The organism is Polynucleobacter sp. Latsch14-2, from assembly GCF_018881925.1.
In the GTDB taxonomy this organism is placed as follows: Bacteria; Pseudomonadota; Gammaproteobacteria; order Burkholderiales; family Burkholderiaceae; genus Polynucleobacter.
Window position 1 is genome coordinate 11134 of the sequence record NZ_JACVPL010000021.1, and the last position, 4040, is coordinate 15173.

2 protein-coding genes are annotated in these 4040 nt (G+C 46.5%); one reads left to right on the forward strand and one right to left on the reverse strand.

Features of this window, described 5'->3' with window-relative positions:
• A partial coding sequence (locus ICN46_RS11235; RefSeq protein WP_216208821.1) for a hypothetical protein occupies positions 1-3189 on the reverse strand: 3189 nt, incomplete at its 3' end.
• A 241-nt stretch (positions 3190-3430) separates the two neighbouring features.
• Between ICN46_RS11235 and ICN46_RS11240 the strand changes: the two genes are divergently transcribed.
• Positions 3431-4040 (forward strand): hypothetical protein (locus ICN46_RS11240; protein WP_216208824.1); only part of this gene is annotated, 610 nt, incomplete at its 3' end.

Consider the following 4040-nt stretch of genomic DNA (forward strand, 5'->3'; position numbering starts at 1 on the left):
TAAGCCACCGACTAAGCCATTAAAGTCTGCGCTGCCCAGATCGACTGTCAGGCCACCACCAGCAACAGAGACGGCTGCAATGTTCAGGCTCTCAAGATCTTTGAGGCTGGTCGATAGATGCGTGCTGTGGCCAGTGTCAAGCGTAATGTGGCTTGCGTTACTGAGCTCAACTGACCCAATGACACCATCAACATGATGCAATTGGGTTAATTGAGCTTCATTAATATGAACACTGCCACTGATCTTATGCTCAGAAGTAGAAACTAGATTAATAGTTTGCAACTCTTGATTGATTTCATTTACAACCTCAGCATTACTGAGATCCAAATTAGCAGCGCTGATATCAATCTGTAGATCGTCGATACCATGCAATGCCAATGTCTGCGCATCTGTAGTTAGATTATTGTTCACACTACCGATTGCAGCAATTTGCGCTTGCGTGAGCTCCAAAGTAACCTGCACATCAGCAAGTCCGCTGACATTGTTAAATACAGGTATTGCATTAACACTCAAACTATCCAAGCTTGCGCTTTGCGTTCCATTTACAGCATCTACCTGTACGCCGCCTGCACCAACACTAACAGCAGCAACATTTAGATTCTCAAGGCCTTTGAGGCTAATCGCTAGGCGCTTAGTGAGAGAATTGCTATCGCTTGCATCGACCGTAATGCTGTCATCATCAGCAAAGCGCAGACCATTTACTTCTAATGCTTGCGCCGTGCCATCACTGATACTTACTACACCAGCCACTCTAGCGGAATCAACCTCAATAGTTGAAACGGTGAGTGAACCTAAGCGATCACTAATTGAGCGTAGCGTTTCAAGATCACTACTTAAGGTCGGATTAGTAGCAAGGCTTGCTAAATCAGCAGAAGCGGCACCGATACCGGCATCACTTACATGCAAGGTCACTTGATGCAGATCGCCTTTAGCAATCTCAGTTGATAAAGAAGCTAAGTCATGTAATTGGGTAGAGCCAGAATCGACGCTGATATCAATATTTTGGATATGCAGCGCATTGAGATGATCGATTTTCTCAGCCGTATCCCAGTTATTACCAATATCTGGTACGACTGCCACATGCGTGTTGGCAGTGAAGTACAGGCCAGCCTTCGCAAAGGCAGCAGCCTGCGTAGGATTAATTTGAATTAAAGCGCCACCAGTATCGATGGCCCTGATGCCCAAATCAGCCAACTGCTGAGCGCTAATGCTCAAATCTGGATGATGGCCATTCTCTAGCTTATCGAGCAGGAGTTCTTGATAACCAGCGCTATCTAAATAGATGGTGTGGTTATCAATCACATAATCATCAGTCAGGGCCTTAATATCTGCTAGGTCTGTAGTGACAGTCTGAGTAAATTGAGCAGAGATGGCAATAGCTGAAACAGGATCAGCAACAGCGGCTGCAATAGACCCAAGCAACGAGGTTTGGGTGATGCCTGCCGTTACCTCTGCAATAGCTAAGGTATTTTGAGCGGTACGTAAATCTGGCAAACCTTGCAAGGCATCTGCCAGATTTTTATAGTTATCAACTACGTTGGCATTGATCGACTTAATCATCGTAGCAATTGCTTTTGCAGCGTCGCCATCCAAATTAAATTCAGAGCCAATGCTGGTCACTGCTGTATCGGTGATCTTAGCCAACTGGGCAGTTAGCTCACTGACGTTTGAAATGGCAGTCGCATTCGCAATGGCATCGCTTATTGCCACCGCCGCCTTGCTCAATGCAACAGCTTCATTGCCGCTAGCAATGCCAGCTTGACTTACCGCCTGCAAGATGGTGAAGATGCCCTGTTGCGCAGTAAATACTGCCAAGCCTTGTGTCGCAGATCCAGGGACCATCATTGCAGCAACTGGATCAAAGTTGGCCAAGTTAACGCCGCTTAGACCTAGCGCAGAAGTAATATCAGTATCAGAAACATGGCCATGAGCTAACGCTAAGAGCGTAGTAAGTGGCGTGGAGACCTGATAGCCCAAAGGCGCAATCAATTCACCAGTGAGATGTTGATTGGTAAAGGTATCAGTACCGCCAATAATGACAATTTGATTACCAGCATCACCGCTAGCAGTTACATGTAGGTGGCCGGAAGCATCGGTAGCATCGGTATAGGTATGGATAACATGACCAGACGCATCCACTTCAACAACTTGTGCACCAGATACGTAACCATCAATTGCAGTCAGAGTGACAGTAACCTGGTTAGTAGACCAAGTATTCAGGTCGGCTAATTGTTGTGTAGATAAAGGAACTCCAGCATCTACAGTGATAGCACCCATATGCACGAGGCTTGAATCACCCAGAATAACTTTGAGACTTTCAAGCTCGTTCATTTGAGCTACGCTTGAAATCTCAATAGAGCTGCCAAAGCCATTGCCGATTGTTATTCCACCACCAGCACTTAATAAGCCCAAAATCTCAGAGTGGCTTGAAATCCAGTTTGTTAGAGTGGAAATTTCATCGACACTGTTATTCAATACGGCATGGACGTTCAATCCAGTGAAGTGAGTATTTCCATTCAACGCATCGGCAATAATAGGTGCCTGCGCAACATTGACTGACAGCTTAAATGGACTCTGAATATCCTTAAGGACTTCGATATCACTAGCAAGTTGATCCGCATCATTTAAGCTTGAACCAATTAAAATCGTTGAATCACCACCAGACAAGGTAATACTGAGTGCTGTTGGAGACAGTAAGTGATTAACTACATTCACTCCCAGACTATCTAGCGCAGCAGAAATACCAGCAGCACTATCCAAAATCTCAATATGACTAATATTGCTCAAGATTCCTAGATCTACTGCTGAGTTATTGGCCAAAGCAATCACATCTTGTGCTGTCAAGGCTGCATCAGATACAACGTGTAAGTTATAAATGCTTCCGTGATCACCACCAATTAACTTAAGAACATCAGCACCCTGCTCTATTTGAGCAATACTTAATTGGACTGGGGTAGCAGAATCATCAAAAGTGACTGCACTTAATTTGCCAAGATTGAGCTCTAAATCATGAATATGATCATGAAGATCTTGAGCATTTACATGAACATTAACTTGCCCATTGCCAGCAATAATTGCTTGTGCAAGCTTAAGGTTAGTCAAGAAGTGCCCACTGGCAACATTCACGGGGCCGCCAGAGATATTTACACTATTGACCTCAATACGAGTACCTAGTACTGAATCGCACACCAAATCACGTGCAAATATATCGGCAATATTTATATCAGAATCATTAATTTCAATACCAACAACATGACTATTAGAAATAATAGTTTGGATGTTTTGATCATTTACGTCAGAAACCTTAACAAGGTAACTATTTCCATATTTAGCTGTTAAGTAGGCGTCGCCCTTTTGTGCATCACTGGAAGATATAGATACCGTTGCACTAGGTGTCGCAGACGGTGTAGCGCTTGGTGTAGCTGAAGGTGTGGCACTTGGTGTTGCTGACGGAGTCGCAGACGGAGTAGCTGAAGGCGTTGCACTAGGTGTCGCACTTGGTGTAGCGCTTGGAGTCGCTGAAGGTGTAGCACTTGGTGTAGCACTAGGCGTCGCACTTGGTGTAGCGCTCGGAGTAGCGCTTGGTGTCGCAGACGGTGTAGCTGACGGAGTAGCTGAAGGCGTTGCACTAGGTGTCGCAGACGGTGTAGCGCTTGGTGTAGCTGAAGGTGTAGCACTTGGTGTTGCTGACGGAGTCGCAGACGGAGTAGCTGAAGGCGTTGCACTAGGCGTAGCGCTTGGAGTCGCAGACGGAGTTGCGCTCGGAGTCGCTGAAGGTGTGGCACTAGGTGTCGCACTCGGAGTCGCACTTGGTGTCGCGCTTGGAGTCGCAGACGGAGTAGCTGAAGGCGTTGCACTAGGTGTAGCGCTTGGAGTTGCAGACGGAGTAGCTGACGGAGTCGCACTTGGTGTCGCACTTGGTGTTGCTGACGGAGTCGCAGACGGAGTAGCTGAAGGCGTTGCACTTGGTGTCGCAGACGGTGTAGCGCTTGGTGTAGCTGACGGCGTTGCACTTGGTGTTGCAGACGGTGTAGCTGAAG